Annotated in this window: 14 protein-coding genes; 3 read left to right on the top strand and 11 right to left on the bottom strand. The window is 57.8% G+C overall.

Going from position 1 to position 13,000, the window contains the following annotated elements; translation table 11 throughout:
* From AB3X98_RS40410 to AB3X98_RS40390, 5 genes are all read right to left on the bottom strand, one after another.
* Positions 1 to 765 carry a hypothetical protein gene (locus AB3X98_RS40410; RefSeq protein ID WP_368606684.1) on the bottom strand — a complete coding sequence of 255 codons (765 nt, stop codon included), beginning with the start codon at positions 763 to 765 and terminating at the stop codon, positions 1 to 3.
* 20 nt (positions 766 to 785) lie between these two features.
* Positions 786 to 1,076 (bottom strand): hypothetical protein, encoded by a 291-nt coding sequence (locus AB3X98_RS40405; protein ID WP_368606685.1) that lies wholly within the window; start codon positions 1,074 to 1,076, stop codon positions 786 to 788.
* A gap of 966 nt (positions 1,077 to 2,042) precedes the next feature.
* A complete protein-coding gene (locus AB3X98_RS40400) occupies positions 2,043 to 2,549 on the bottom strand; it encodes a nucleotidyltransferase (RefSeq protein ID WP_368606686.1) in 507 nt (168 codons plus the stop codon).
* 109 nt (positions 2,550 to 2,658) lie between these two features.
* A complete protein-coding gene (locus AB3X98_RS40395) occupies positions 2,659 to 3,528 on the bottom strand; it encodes a DUF4365 domain-containing protein (RefSeq protein WP_368606687.1) in 870 nt (289 codons plus the stop codon).
* Positions 3,529 to 3,598: 70 nt separating this feature from the next.
* Entirely contained in the window at positions 3,599 to 4,240 is a 642-nt protein-coding gene (locus AB3X98_RS40390) for a hypothetical protein (protein ID WP_368606688.1), read from the bottom strand.
* Positions 4,241 to 4,379: 139 nt separating this feature from the next.
* Between AB3X98_RS40390 and AB3X98_RS40385 the strand changes: the two genes are divergently transcribed.
* On the top strand, positions 4,380 to 4,568 hold the full coding sequence (locus AB3X98_RS40385; protein ID WP_368606689.1) for a hypothetical protein: 189 nt from the start codon (positions 4,380 to 4,382) through the stop codon (positions 4,566 to 4,568).
* Between the two features lie 242 nt (positions 4,569 to 4,810).
* Here the strand turns inward: AB3X98_RS40385 and AB3X98_RS40380 are convergent, their stop codons facing one another.
* From AB3X98_RS40380 to AB3X98_RS40360, 5 genes are all read right to left on the bottom strand, one after another.
* Complete coding sequence (locus tag AB3X98_RS40380; RefSeq protein ID WP_368606690.1) at positions 4,811 to 5,116, bottom strand: hypothetical protein; 306 nt, start codon at positions 5,114 to 5,116, stop codon at positions 4,811 to 4,813.
* Between the two features lie 37 nt (positions 5,117 to 5,153).
* Entirely contained in the window at positions 5,154 to 5,567 is a 414-nt protein-coding gene (locus AB3X98_RS40375) for a hypothetical protein (RefSeq protein ID WP_368610429.1), read from the bottom strand.
* 12 nt (positions 5,568 to 5,579) lie between these two features.
* Entirely contained in the window at positions 5,580 to 6,116 is a 537-nt protein-coding gene (locus AB3X98_RS40370; protein ID WP_368606692.1) for a hypothetical protein, read from the bottom strand.
* A 40-nt stretch (positions 6,117 to 6,156) separates the two neighbouring features.
* Positions 6,157 to 6,504, bottom strand: a complete 348-nt coding sequence (locus AB3X98_RS40365) for a hypothetical protein (protein ID WP_368606693.1) — start codon at positions 6,502 to 6,504, stop codon at positions 6,157 to 6,159.
* 180 nt (positions 6,505 to 6,684) lie between these two features.
* On the bottom strand, positions 6,685 to 7,113 hold the full coding sequence (locus AB3X98_RS40360) for a tyrosine-type recombinase/integrase (protein WP_368606694.1): 429 nt from the start codon (positions 7,111 to 7,113) through the stop codon (positions 6,685 to 6,687).
* Between the two features lie 1,003 nt (positions 7,114 to 8,116).
* On the opposite strand from AB3X98_RS40360, the gene AB3X98_RS40355 reads away from it, so the two are divergent.
* Together AB3X98_RS40355 and AB3X98_RS40350 are read left to right on the top strand one after the other, a co-directional pair.
* Positions 8,117 to 8,569: a hypothetical protein gene (locus AB3X98_RS40355; RefSeq protein ID WP_368606695.1), complete on the top strand. Its 453-nt coding sequence runs from the start codon at positions 8,117 to 8,119 to the stop codon at positions 8,567 to 8,569.
* A 761-nt stretch (positions 8,570 to 9,330) separates the two neighbouring features.
* Positions 9,331 to 10,368 (top strand): hypothetical protein, encoded by a 1,038-nt coding sequence (locus tag AB3X98_RS40350; RefSeq protein WP_368606696.1) that lies wholly within the window; start codon positions 9,331 to 9,333, stop codon positions 10,366 to 10,368.
* A gap of 348 nt (positions 10,369 to 10,716) precedes the next feature.
* Here the strand turns inward: AB3X98_RS40350 and AB3X98_RS40345 are convergent, their stop codons facing one another.
* Positions 10,717 to 12,552 carry a Kelch repeat-containing protein gene (locus AB3X98_RS40345; RefSeq protein WP_368606697.1) on the bottom strand — a complete coding sequence of 612 codons (1,836 nt, stop codon included), beginning with the start codon at positions 12,550 to 12,552 and terminating at the stop codon, positions 10,717 to 10,719.
* Between the last annotated feature and the right edge of the window lie 448 nt (positions 12,553 to 13,000).

The following is a 13,000-nucleotide window of genomic DNA, read 5'->3' as shown; positions in this document are numbered from 1 at the left end:
TCAAACACGCGATGATGGAACTCGAGGTGCAGCTTTGGCGCTTTCGCTTGTAGCTTGGCTCGCCTCCTGCGCATGAAGTGCCGGAAGATCGCCTGCGACCTGTTCCCAACTCCACAAGTTCGCGTCGACGCGTTGCCACTCCCACACCTCGCGGATTGTGATATCCGCACCATCCAGCACGACGAAAGTGGGGACCTGCCCATCCACCCAAGCGTGGATCGCTCGGATGCCCCATACACGGTTCATCCTGTCGCGGGCACCGACTGGCCCGTACGCTTCCTTCAGCGCGAGCAGTGCCTCGTTGGGATTGGCCGCGAATCGCGCAAGCTGCGCGCTATCCATGCGCCTGCGCACGGGCGAGTCGGGCAGGAGCAACGCGCCTCCGTACGATGGATCAAAGTTCATGACCCGGCCGGGATCCAGCGCGACCCGGCAGCGATACAACAGGGGGGTGGCTGTGCCGTTCGCCCGAGCGTCGTATTTCGCGTACTTTTCCGCGCCCCGGCACGAGGGTGTCAGGTAGTGACCCCGACCGTGGGACTCCCCTTCTCCCGAACCGCAGTACCGATTGTCAAACTGCGTGAACCGCCGCCCGGATCCATGCCACACGTCCACATGGACGAGCTGCTGCCCTTGCGAATGGGTTTCCCAGTCATAGAGGTCGCCGGACGCATCATGAACGGGAAACCTGTTAAGGCTTACTTTTCCCTCCGGGCCCTGCGTTGCGGCGGCCACGCCTGCCTGAAAGTTTTCGACTTGCGACATCGCTCTTCCTAATTTCCGATTTACTTATCTGACTGCGTGTTCCAGAAACGGTCTGGGTCGCTGCGGGTCATCCGTAGCGCCCGCGAGCGCTTGATTCCACGCAACACTCGAAAACGCTGCCGTTTCGTGCCAGTTGGCGTTTTCAGCGTGAGCTTGAGAGTACGGTACTCGTCCGTCCGCATCGGATCGGTAGGAAAGTCTTCCGGCGAATGGTAGCGAATGGCCGTCACCGTGGCCGTTCCCACAGGCAATTCGTGTCCGTGAAGATGACCACCGACGAACAGGCGCTTGCGTTGCGGCGTGTTATCCATATTTGTTTTCCTATGCGTCTATCGCGCGAGACGTCAACTCGTGGCGCCTCGTGAACCGTCCGTGATGGACGGTTGCAAATTGTCCAGATCGCGCTTATCCAAGCGAGCGCTTTCGGTGGCTGCCGCAGACTCCAGAACTGGCCATAGCATCCTAGGAAGTCGAGCCCCGTGAAGGCCATACCTCATGCCTATGGCGAGAAGCTGATCACCCAAGGAGGTGATCATATGAAAGGCCACATGTTCGACGCAAAAATAGGTGCTCTGGATTGTCAAGTATTCGCCGCCCCGCACTTCAATCGGAAGCTCCGCAGTTTGACAGGAGCTAGCTCCAGCAAAACTCGCGTCGGTCATGCGACCGATCGATACGCGACAACCGGGTGGCATAGTCCCATCCCTCAACCGCGTCCGCTGCAACTGTGTTGTCCGCAGCATCCGCGCATTGCACTCGAAGTTTATAGACACCATTAGCGCCCAACGCGAGACGGCATTTCGCTGCGCGTCGGTAAGCTCAGGCCATTTGCCGTCAGCGAGTTCTTTGACTACGGATTTGGCTTCGTTTTGCAACCTGCTCATCCATCCGTTATTGCACTCGTCGCAAACGTTCATGACTACCTTGTCGTAAGGCGCCTTCGTCGAGCGCTCGCTTTCGCTATGAAACGGTACCTCCGTCCAGAATTCAATACGCTCGGGGCGAGAAAGCGAGTGACACGTCCCTCTGTAGCGGGATGGGTAGTACTTTTTAAGCCATTTCCCGAATATGTGTTCTTCGCTAAACCTACGAATTTTTCGACAATAGATGCAAGGGCCTGACTTGAGCCGTTTCGCGGTTCCATATCGTAGATCGAATTTGCATCGAGCGCAAAACGGTTTGCTCGGGTCGGTATCCAGCCCACAATTCGGACATCGCGGTGGGTGATACGGTTGCACAACTTCCTGGTTGAGCATGTAAAGATCCGCTTGGTTTTCCTATACTTTTCGCTGGCGAAGGAGTGCGATGTCTCGCTCGTCGCGAGCAATTCCACGTCGGGCTTCCTCGACGCCAGCAGCATTCCACTCGCCAGCCGCAATGCGACCTTCGGTCGACGCTATCGCTACCTGCTTGATTCGGATCATATCGTCGAGATTCGGGACGCGCAGTACGAGCTTCTGCCAGGCGACCTCGTCCGCGGCACCGTACGTTTCATCAAACGATAAGTCTCCGATCGACGTCAGGATGTCAATCTCGGGATCTCGCTCGCTCGGAATTGGCACGCGAATATTTGGCTCCCGTAGGCGTTCGCGAAACACATCGGGCGCACCGCAAAACCTCTTCAAGGTTACAAAGACGCTCTCGACTGTCGGCTCGTCCCGAGATACCCAAATGTCAACATCGACTGTGTCCCTTTCGATGCCAAGAGCTTGCATGGCTTTCCCACCGATCACGAGAAATCGCGCACCCGAGCTTGCAAGATCGCGAATGAAAAGACCCTGCATCTTAGGGAGATCGATCGACGTCTGAGATTTCACATCCCGCCGGTTGTGCGATAGCACCGATGCCTGAGCACTACGCTGACGACGACTTCGACTCGAAACTTTCACGGTCCTATACCTCGTCGCCCGAAGCGTAGTCAGCCACGAGCAGAAACGCCTCCCCGAGCTCATTCAGATCGAGCCTGAGGCGGTAGCAATCGACCTCCCCAGCTGAATTGGCATACGGGTAAACGTCGCCCTCCTCCAGGAATCTAGCCGAGGCCGCAGATGGCTCGCCGTACAGGTCATAATACTCTTCGTCGACCGTCGAGACTGCCCAGGGGAACAGCGCCTCGGCCAGGGCTTTCATGTTGTACCCGGTGAAATATTGCAGCCATTCCTGCCGCAACGTTTCGTTTCCCTGATGATCGTGAACGAAGACCTGTACGGTACTTCGCCCGAGGCTCTTGTGTATCCAGTCTTCCAGCTCAACGGACACCTTTCCGCCGTTACTTACGTGCCGCATGAGTGGCTCGTCGATCACCAACTTTCGCATGCGCTGCTGTGCCGGGGTACCGTCGAATACATCCGTCAGCGAGGCGCGCGTACCTGCGCCCAGCCGGTTTACTTTGGGAATCTCGATAGTCCATGATTTGCCGGTGCGCTTTACCCGGCTCGCCTCGACCTGCACCCAGTATGTCTCGCCCTTCTCGATGAGATGGGCGACGAGGATGACCGGCAGAGAGTGATTCGTCCAGTAGTCGAGGTGCGTCAGCGATCCGCGATAGATGTACCCTCCCGCCTTCTCGACGAAGTGGCTCGGACCGGTCTTGATCTGGACAGCGATAAGCTTTCCCGTCGGCTGCCGGTCGACTAGCTCGATATGGGCGTCGATACCCATGTCGATTACCGGCTGTTCGCGGAAAATCCAACGCAGCTCGTTCAGCACGATCTGTTGAACAGCATTCACCCCGATCTGTTCCGTTGGGTCAAAGCGCCCCATCCGCCCTCCGCTCTGTGTTTTCCAGTGCCGGCGGCACCGGCGAAATTTACCGATGCTCAATGGACTCGGTTTAGCCGATCTGAGACGAAGGTGCAAGCTCATTCAGGAGCCGGATGATCTCCGCACCGACCTTCTGGCGCCCTGTCTCAATCTGATTTTGAATGTCTGCGGCGACTCTTGCGACTTTGGCATGATCTTGGAGAATGATCGTCGGATTGCGCCGCAAAGTATCCAAATACTCTTTCGTCGTGTTCACTGCTTCCTTGATGAGCGTTACGCCTTCCACTGCGCCGACGGTCACCAACTCAAGCATTGGAATCTGCTGAAGGACGCGAAAAGCTTCCTCGAAGGCGATTGCGTTGTAGCTCGCGACGTAGCGCTCAGCAATGCGGCGATCAAAAAGCGCACCAACTGCGTCGCCAACAATATTGACTGCGTGCTCAGTGATCCGCCGAACGGCAGCGAGCTTGCCCGAGCGCCGCATGACGTCCAGACGATTCGCCTCGCGTCGCTGGCTTGAGGCGATACTGAGCGCATAGAAGACCGCGCCGACGGACCCGAAAGCTTGGACCCAACCCGCGTAGTCTGCGCTCGTGGCAGGCGGGTGAAGAATGAAGGCGATGACCAGCGCTCCAAAGAGAAAGGCGAACCAAAATTTCTTCACGGCCGTTACGGCGATCCCGCCAGACTGTTGGCCAACCGGTTGATTCATCTCGCTTCCCTTGTTTTCCTATGCGTCACGCCAGTTCTCAAGAACCGTAGCGCGACACAAGTACATTGCCCGAAGAAGCCGCGAACATCATCGTTTCCATAGTTGCTTGTTCTCAAGGTAAAACACCGCAGGAGATCAGATGTGCCTTCTGCCCGCAGACGAACGCGTAACAGAGGTTGTCGTGCATCGCAATTACTTCGAGCATCCCGATTTGAAAATTTACCTCCCCGATTGCTCGGTCCCACGCCTGCTGATGCGTCAGTGGCGGATTCAGGGCCGCTTCAATCGACCGAAGCACCTGCGCTATCGCGTTATCAACGTCAACTGAGAGAGGCCGGTTCGCGCGCCGCCAGTCTAGAAAGTCGAACTTGATGCGGTGCAGCGCTGACGCATAACTAGTGGCATGGGATGGAAGCAACAGTGACATCTCCGTTTACCTATCGCTTTCCCAGCTGGCAGATAACGACGAACAGCACCAGTGCGACAAGCCACGCACCTCTATACAGAGCGCGGTCTCGCGACGTTCGTGTTTGACGCTCTTGCATATGGCTTTTTCCTATGGCGAAGGCGTCAGCGGCGACGGATCGCGCCCACCTTCTCGTTTTCGTCTTTGTTGATGATGTCGTAGACCAGTACCGATCGCCCCTGATAGACAATCGTCCGCGAGCACACCATCACATCTTCGGCTGGCAACCAGAGCGCACTGTCGATGTTATCGCCCGCCATTACTTCGTAGACAGCGCCAGACTGCATGATTAGGTACGTGCCGTCATTATCTTTACTCTGCAACGTGTCTTCGTCGCACGAATCTGCTCGCGCCGAAACGCATGCGGAAGCAAGCAAACATGAGACAGCAAAGGTCAGCAAGCGAGTCATCTTGTTCTCCGTGCGATGGATACCGCATCGCGTTTTCCTATTGAGGATAGCCCCACTTCGGCCCTAACTCAGCCGTACAAGACTCAGATGCTTTCTGTACGAACGGCCGGAGAACGTCCATGTCTTTCGATTGAAGAAATCTGCCAAGATCTTCAACCGACAGCGAATCCACGGTACGATTCATTGCACACTGGCAGTATTCCTGCAACTGCTCCTGCGTCAATTCCCGCGCCAAGGAATCCCGTTCCTGTTGCGCGACGCACGTCGCCACACCGTGCGAAACGATGTCCTGTCGTTGCTCCGGCGTCAACGATGTTCCGGCTGTCGCCACGGTAACTAATCCCAGCAGGTTGATGAGAAATGCGAACTTCACCAGCTGCGAACAGTGCGTTTGCCGCGAGTCCATGATCGCTCCGAGTGCGTTTTCCTGTTTCGCGCGCGCGAAAATCACCGCGTAATTTTCCTATGCCGTTCGCTTGATCGCGAACAGGCGCTTGAGCACCTCATCTAGGTTGCCAAGAAGCTCGAACGCACTCTTCGCAAGTACGCGCTGATTCGGCCTCTCGGCCTTTACACCTTGCGCGTTTGCCCGAGTATGACGCGCAAGCCCATAGTTGGTAAGGTCCGGCAGTCGGCAACCCGGCTCGGCGCCGAACCAACGGTACTCCTTTATCTCAAGATCGTCCGTGACTGCGAGCCAAATCACGCACCCGCTTGGCGCGTGCGCTAGCCGCTGGTTGATGGAGACGTCACCGCGCGAGCCATCGACCAATGAGGCTTTGAACTGGACGTGTCGCATCAACTCGCCGCAACACATAACCAGGTCGTAGCCGCTTGCGTCGAACTCCGCACGAAGCACCTCAACGTCCGTCACCCCGAGTTGCCAAAGACGCCGCATAGCGTCGCCTATGAAGACATGTTCGACGATTCTCTCGCGGAGAACAGAATGTGTTGCATGCTTCGCCCTAACAACGTCACCGCTTAACGATTCGGCTTCCACTCTGCCCTCCGGCGCTCCCCTTTTCGCTACTTCAAACGCTCTACTTTTGCTCGACCTCGATCCGCTGATTGGGCTCAGCCCTCAATTCCGGGCGCTTGAGCATAGGATCGCCGGGCTGCAGACAATAGAACTCGATCTCTGCCTCACCGCAGCCCCCATGCAGCGCGCATTCGCTTGATTGCTCATGCTGGAGCAGTATCTCTCTGTTTTGCGTCGAGCAGAATGCGTTTGCTTCCTGCAGCGCTTGACCCTTTGCGGACGCCGGCCCACCAAGGGGCACGCGCGTCGAGATGGCGTAAGTGTCCGGGCCAATCTTGATCGGCCCGGTGTCGGTGCAAGCCGTTAGCGTCAAAGCGAGGCTGCACAGCGTGATCGATTTTGTTAGCACGTTCGGTTTCTACTATGCGAATTGGATATTGAAATATGCTGCGGTGAACTACGCTGCGGAGTACGGTGGACGCGCCATCTGGCGTAACAATCCAACAGATCGCTTTCATCGTCTAGTTCTACCGTTACAGGTCTACTGCACCGTTATCGGCCGCCAGCCGCCGTATCTTTAATGATCCGGTCAATCTCCCAAATCAATTGCTCCAATTGCATCCCGCTGCTCGCGTGCAGTGATGTCCACGTATGGTGCGACATGATCAAGATGCGAATGCCCAAGGAGGATCTGAACGGTCTCAAGCGAGTGCCCCTGGGCGACAAGTCGGCTGGCGAATGTCCTTCTCCCTGAATGGCTGCTGTACCCTGCTCCGAGGCCAGCGGAGCGATACAGACTCGTCACGTAACTCTGCAGGCTGTCGGCAGCCAGATACTCGACAGCTTCGCCTTCGATATTGACACGACGCTTCACACTCAGCTCGAACGGGCCACCCTTCTGCGTGAGGATGAGTCGTGAGTGAGGCATGAGGCCGCGATACTCGCACTTGTCTAGCAAGACGCCATCAGCACGTATGTACCGCCACTCGACATATCGATCGAAGGCTTCGAGCGCCATGGGATGTGAGAGGAAGACGCAGCGCGGCCGGCACCCCTTGGTGATAGATCCCGCAAGGCGATTTCTTCGCGACGCGCGCCCGAACGTGTGAGCGCGTGAGTAACCTCCAGTCGTGCGATCTCGGTCACCCGCATACCACAGGTGACGCCGAGTAGCAGGATCAACGTGTCACGTTCAGGGAAGCGGCTCGTCGCTTCCGTGACGCGCAAAAGGTGGCGGAATTTCGCGGGGGTGAGCACTTTGGCGTGTCTTGGTTCCATGCTTTCCTTCCTCGTAATACGCTCGTTTTCGAGCCCTGTTACGAGAGAGAAATCGGTGGACGCTCCTTTCCAATGTAACCCGCGTCGAGCCTCACTTCCTCGGAAAAATGCCGGATGCGGTGACCCTTGACGAGATGGACGCCCGGCACGAGGCAAGCGGCCACGCCGCCGGTCCTACTGAGCGGGGTCACGCGCCGGGAACCGGCGCTGCCGGATTTCGGCCGCAGACAGTTAGTTGCGTAACGAAATGGAAGCCGCGCGGTCGATTGCCCGCGCAACAACCCGTCAGCTCTGCCCTCGGCGACGGAAATCCGAGCGATTGGGATTGAAGGCCCTCCAGCGGAAAAGGACCTTGGGACGCCGTGTCCACTCTCCCTGGGGTGATGCGCCGTACGGCGTGAACGCGCCAGCCCTGCAAATTGCAAACGGGGAGTTCATCGTCTGTCGTTCGCCTCTGGACTCCGCCCGCCGTTCATGCGGCCGCTACGCCGGGGAGGCGCAGATTTCGGAGCGCGATATCTCTTCGCCATTGACGGGAATCCAAACGGCACCGCGCTGGTGGCAATGTCATCCACGCAAATATCCATCGAGACAAACCTCATCGAGACTGCGACAGGCCCAATAGAAAAATCCCGACGCTTCGGGACACGACGTGTCCGAATGCGGCCCCATCATGCGCTCATCACCATTGCATGGGGAAGTGAATGACAGCATCTTCATACGGCCACCGGAGTCTCGCCGACATGTCCGCCAACGAACTTGTTGCGATCCGCATGCTCAACAACAGCCTCTCGAAAGCCGAATACTGGATTCGTCGACACTCCGCGACCTTGCGTGGCGAAGCAGGTCCGTCGAAAGGGAATGGACGTTTCTCGTCGGGTTTGCCCGATCTTCGCGTCGACGTTTTCTGCATCCTGCATGAATCCGATCCGTGCTTCGATCCCACCGGCGAAAACCTGGTGGCGACGCTCGATGGTCTTTCCGTCCTGGCGTCGGCCACAGAAACACCCGAAGAACGTTGCCTCGACGAATGCGAGCCGCTGCGGCACGCGTTGTCGGACATGCACATGTTCCGCCTTTTTCGAGACCTATGCGAACATGGTATTGCGTGCAATTGGGAAGAACTGGTCCGCATCGGGGAGATATCTGTGCAGATCTCGCCGGGACAGACTGCGAGGCTGCGTCGTGGCGCGTAGTACGGCAGACTCTGTGCCTGACCCTACGCAAAAAGCAGCAGCGCCCTGTTTGCCGAGCCCTTACACCGTCCGGAATCTCGACGCCGCGATTGCCCATCTCGAGCGCGTAATCTGCGCTGACGCGCTGGCCATTTTCGGTCACCAGTATTGGCGCTCACGCATCACGCAGGTCGCGGCGACACACCGGTCTCAGCCACCCGCAATCTCGACGGTTGCGTGCGCTAGCGGAACGCCTCGATCGTGCGTCGGCAAATACGGATGACGGAGTCGCAAGCGCTGCAACACGACAAAGAGAATCACATCGCTCGGGAGACTCGCTATGGACAGCACGTTGGCCGGATCGGCTTGCCGGTACGCGCGACGAACCTTAACTGCCTTGCGAAGGGGACAGCCGTAGTGTCAGGCACTGGGACTCGGAATGGAGTACGGTCGTCAGTGCGCACGCAACGGTCGACGCATTCGAGAACGTGCAGGTGGGCGCCGGATCTTTCGACGCTTACAATATTGTGAATGCTATCTTAAGAACTCCAGAATAATTAGAGCCGACTTATGGAGCCGAGTTGTACTCCATCAAATGATGGATGCGCAACAGTCTATTTATTTTCTACACTACATGGATCCAGATAAATGCGTCAGCGCAGGACACGTTTGCGCGCCCATCTCATTGCGCAGTGGTCGCCGCCTGTCGCGGCCATGATTCCAGTTCCCGCCTTCCGGAACTACGCCCCGCGATATCAGGCAGGAATCAAGGAGGATCTACCATGACTTCAAGTACTGGCCGTCGGCATCATGCGGGGCCACCCCGGTTTCAGCAGGGGCCACTTACTACGGCGCTGCAACTCGGCGCACTCGCGTCGCTGGTAGGGAGCTGGACTGGGAGTGGTTTCAACGCGATCTGGCGGCCCGACAACACCCAGCCGCCGGAAAACAGCGCGATCCACCGGTTCCTGGAGCTCAATCTGACGAGTGAAAGCTTCCACTTTCAGGTCATCCCGGGAGTGGTACCCAACCGCGGGTTCAACACCCAAGCTGACCTTAATCTTTACGGCCTGCACTACCTACAGCGGGTGACCGACGCGGACCCAGCGCCGGGCCCCAAAGTACTACCGCCAGGGTACTCTCAAACTGCCGGCCAAGCGTTGCATATCGAGCCTGGGCTGTTCATGAGAGTGCCAGGCAGCGAGGCTACCCAAAACCAAGCCTCGATCGTGCGTATGGCAAGCATACCGCATGGGGTTACAGTACTGATGCAGGGGCCAGACCCAGGTACCACGCCAACCCCTGGCGCGCCGAATATCCCTGTGCTCATCCCTTTCGAGGGCTACCCAGGCCTCCAGCCCTTCGACCCTCTCGTTCCTCCGCCGCCTGTTCCTCCAGGACCCAACCCTCCGGGCGTTGGAATCCAGCCAATCGCTCCCGACGGCAGTGAGCACAAGGTCCCGGAGATTGACATCCCTCAGGATACGCTGGCGCCCGGCTCGCAGAGCACAGGCCCGTACCCGGACGCCTTCCAGGGTTTCGTGAACGATCCCAACTCGGTCCTGCGTGATGCGATTGCTGATCAGGATATTCTGGGTACCATCACGATAAATCTCACCACAGACACCCAGTCGCTAAATGGACTTCCAACACTCGGCATTGGTAGCGGAATCGAATCCATCAGCAACATCCCATTTCTGGGAGTCGCAAATCCAGAACCGCCACTGCCGCCCCTGCCATACAACCAGCCGCCGCTGCGACGAAACCCGGCACCATTCCCAATGCGTTTGTCTATTCTGCAAGCGCGACCTTCTGGATAGAGTGGGTACGCATTCCGTTCGATGGTCCAGTTCTACCGCATCCGGTGCACCGGCCGCAGAGCAACGACCCGATATGGTCGATCGAACCGTATTGGGGGGAGCAGACCTTCCTGCAGCTGCAGTACTCTCAATTGGTTATCCTTATCTTTAACAATGTTCTATGGCCGCACGTTACGGTGGCGACGCTTATGCTCAATGCTGGCTAGGCCCTGAGTGGGTTGCCCTCACGAAATGCATCCTGGCAGGAAACGCAGCCGCTTGCTGCCAGGGTGCATTCAGTTGCGACGTGCCAAGCCTAGCAGGCAATTCCCTGCACCACGTCTATTGCAATGACCACGGGTCGTGCGCCTATTTCACATAGACTACTTCCAGATACTCGACGACCGCCGGCCTCCTCCCAACCTTGGACGGGTAGTGTGCCTCGACGTTGACCAGAAAGACGTCGCCGGGACGCGCGTTGTGCGGAACCGTTCCGGAGACCGAGAATGACGTCTTTTGGCCGGGCTTGAGCGTCATCCTGTGCGCAGCAACGCCAGCGGTGCGCTCCCCCTCTTCCTCGGAATCGCTCAGATGGATTTTCAACCCCATATCGGCAACTTGTAGATGCGAGCGGATTTCGGGAACGAGGAATAGCGGCATCCGCAGGTTGACGCCGGCGGTGTCCAGCGTTCTCCGCAGTTCCGCAATTGCGCCAACGTGCTCCCACCCAGCCGGAACTCGGGACGCTGTGACGACCACCCTGACGCTCGCCAGTTCGGCTCCTTCAAAGCTCACCTGGAACGGAAATAGCCATCGCGCTCCCTGACCCAGTACCGTCGAATTCGTGTTCCGCCAGGCCGATCCGAAGTGACTTGAACCCGGAGGATGCGCGACGGTTGGGTCGATTACGTCTGTCGCGTTCATCGGATCGACGTTGAAGTAAAGTGACTCCGGATTGGCGATACTCACCGCAACACATTCGTGCTGCCCGGCTCCTCCGCTTAGAAACGGGTTTGCCGAAGAAACCGTGACCGATCCATTCGCAGGAACAGTCGTTACCTGCTCATCGACCTGCGCCCCGGCGGTACCAACGCCGCCAAGGAAATGCCAGAATCTGACTACGGTGTTTGTCGCTGCCACATTGGAGTCGTTGTATATGACAGTCTGGATTCCATAGTACGTGTTTGGAAGCAGAAGTGTATCCCACGCCCCGCCGGGAGCGCCTCCAAGGGGAACAGGATTATTGCTGGGATCCAGCAGGATGATGTCGGGAGACTGGTAGGTGCCGTTGCCAATATAGGGATCCGGAGTCACCAGGTTGGTAGAAACCCTGAAAGCCTCAACCGTACTGAGTGCTGGTGCGCTGAAATTTTGGCCGCCAATGGCATAGATGAGTCCATCGGGGCCCGTATCGGCTGCCAGAAGTCCCTGAGCGGTCAGCAACGAAGGCTCGACTGTCCATGGCCCGTTCGTCGTTGGATCGTAACTATAAACAGTAGCCTGCGGCTCACCATTTCCGCCAATCCCGCCAATGGCATAAATTAACCCATCCGGACCGACTGCGCTCGCCAGCGCCCAACGGGGCGCGGGCAGCGATACGCCGGACACCCATGAGTTACTCACGGGATCGAAGATCTCCATGACATCGACGACGCCGTTCGCGTTTTGACCACCGATGGCGTAGATGAGGCCGTCCGGTCCCGCAACGACGGCCAGATTGGATCGCCCCGTTGGCATCGGCGCGCGGGTAATCCAGTCATTGGCCGACGGGTCATACGCTTCCACGGTAGCAAGGTAAGCGCCATTAAAACCGCCGATGGCATAGATGCGTCCATCACGGCCGGTAGCAGCGCCCAACGCGTCGCGCGCGGTCGGAAGCGACGGCGCCGCCGACCAGGTGTCCGCGGCCAGGTCGTAAATCTCGTGAGTCGCCAAAGGGCCGCCTCCGTCCGATCCACCGATCGCGTAGACGCGACCCGGGCTCGAGGCAATGGCGAGATTCAACCGCACCGTGTTCATCGAATTGACCGTCTTCCAATTCTTGGCTAGCGTGTCGTAGGACTCGACCGTTGCGACCGCTTCGTTCCCGTCGCTGCCTCCGACGGCATAGATTCGGTATCCAGACCCTGGGGCGGAAGCGTCGGCCGTAACGGCCGCGAGGCCATTCCGGGCATCGCCAAGAGAGGGTTCGTTTGTCCACGCCATGATCGTTCCTTTCCAATCGCTCTCCGTACCGGAACTGGATGGTGAGCTGTCGACACACTTCTTACTATATTGTCCAGAACAGGATGAAACATCCATCATTTGGTGGAGAGCTGATCCCTGCTTCTCGAAGACGTCGATTATGCAAATGGCATTTCAAGGATGGCGCATTAGGCAGAATGAGAAAGCACTTCAGTGATTAACTCAATACGGGCGGGAGCTAAAATTTCCAGCGGTGTGTGGGTGAGCATGACCGTCGTTCCAAGCACAATGCAGTGGCGCGTCGCGACCGCCCGATACGCTTGCAGTCCCACGGTCGTTTACCTAGCAGGCTGTTGAAATACCTCCCGCATACGTCATCCGGGCGGGAGGGGTAAACGTTGAAACAAAGATTCGGACAACACTGAGACTGAAGCGATGCGCGGAGCGGACGGCTATACCGAGTCGATGT

Source organism: Paraburkholderia sp. BR14312 (genome assembly GCF_040948675.1).
Classification (GTDB): Bacteria; Pseudomonadota; Gammaproteobacteria; order Burkholderiales; family Burkholderiaceae; genus Paraburkholderia; species Paraburkholderia nodosa_A.
The sequence above is the reverse complement of the archived record's forward strand: the minus strand, read 5'-3'. Positions and strand labels throughout refer to the sequence as shown.

Coding starts and splice junctions, on each gene's coding strand:
- AB3X98_RS40410 (WP_368606684.1), bottom strand. CDS start 765: ATGTCGCAAGTCGAAAACTTTCAGGCAGGCGTGGCCGCCGCAACGCAG.
- AB3X98_RS40405 (WP_368606685.1), bottom strand. CDS start 1,076: ATGGATAACACGCCGCAACGCAAGCGCCTGTTCGTCGGTGGTCATCTT.
- AB3X98_RS40400 (WP_368606686.1), bottom strand. CDS start 2,549: ATGCAGGGTCTTTTCATTCGCGATCTTGCAAGCTCGGGTGCGCGATTT.
- AB3X98_RS40395 (WP_368606687.1), bottom strand. CDS start 3,528: ATGGGGCGCTTTGACCCAACGGAACAGATCGGGGTGAATGCTGTTCAA.
- AB3X98_RS40390 (WP_368606688.1), bottom strand. CDS start 4,240: ATGAATCAACCGGTTGGCCAACAGTCTGGCGGGATCGCCGTAACGGCC.
- AB3X98_RS40385 (WP_368606689.1), top strand. CDS start 4,380: ATGTGCCTTCTGCCCGCAGACGAACGCGTAACAGAGGTTGTCGTGCAT.
- AB3X98_RS40380 (WP_368606690.1), bottom strand. CDS start 5,116: ATGACTCGCTTGCTGACCTTTGCTGTCTCATGTTTGCTTGCTTCCGCA.
- AB3X98_RS40360 (WP_368606694.1), bottom strand. CDS start 7,113: ATGGCGCTCGAAGCCTTCGATCGATATGTCGAGTGGCGGTACATACGT.
- AB3X98_RS40355 (WP_368606695.1), top strand. CDS start 8,117: ATGTCCGCCAACGAACTTGTTGCGATCCGCATGCTCAACAACAGCCTC.
- AB3X98_RS40350 (WP_368606696.1), top strand. CDS start 9,331: ATGACTTCAAGTACTGGCCGTCGGCATCATGCGGGGCCACCCCGGTTT.
- AB3X98_RS40345 (WP_368606697.1), bottom strand. CDS start 12,552: ATGGCGTGGACAAACGAACCCTCTCTTGGCGATGCCCGGAATGGCCTC.